This window comes from Streptomyces sp. PTL18 (genome assembly GCF_059510295.1).
Genome location: NZ_JCAJZO010000131.1, coordinates 1 through 578, shown reverse-complemented (window position 1 = coordinate 578; position 578 = coordinate 1). Strand labels below are relative to the sequence as shown.

At 72.8% G+C, this 578-nt stretch carries 1 protein-coding gene; it reads left to right on the top strand.

Translation table 11 applies throughout. The features are described from left to right. Window positions 1–17: 17 nt before the first annotated feature. Window positions 18–578 (top strand): SpnB-like Rossmann fold domain-containing protein (locus AC5WS8_RS39320; protein ID WP_496108265.1); only part of this gene is annotated, 561 nt, incomplete at its 3' end.

The following is a 578-nucleotide window of genomic DNA, read 5'->3' as shown; positions in this document are numbered from 1 at the left end:
CCGTCGCCGTCCGGGCTCTGGATCTGGTGCGTGGGTGGCTGGGGGAGGGGCGGTTTGAGGGGTCGCGGTTGGTGGTTGTGACCGAGGGCGCCGTCGCGGTCGGCGAGAAGGATCCCGACCCCGTCCAGGCCGCCGTGTGGGGTCTCGTGCGTGCGGCTCGGGCGGAGGCGCCGGAGCGGTTCGCTTTGCTGGACGTCGACGGCACGGAGGGGTCGTGGGCGGTTGTCGCGGGGGCGTTGGCTTCGGGTGAGCCGGAGTCGGCGGTGCGTGGTGGGGCGGTGTTCGTGCCGCGGCTGGGGCGTGTGTCGGGTGGTGGTGTGCTGACGGTGCCGGTCGGCGAGTCGTCGTGGCGGCTGGACATTGTCGAGAGGGGCACGCTGGAGGGGCTGGCGCTCACGCCCGTCGACTCGGAGTCGGAGTTGGGTGAGGGCCAGGTTCGGATCGCGGTGCGGGCGGCGGGCCTCAACTTCCGCGACGTCCTCAACGCGCTCGGCATGTATCCCGGTGATGCCCGGGACTTCGGTCTCGAAGGCGCCGGTGTGGTGACCGAGGTTGGCCCGGGGGTGTCCGGGCTGGCG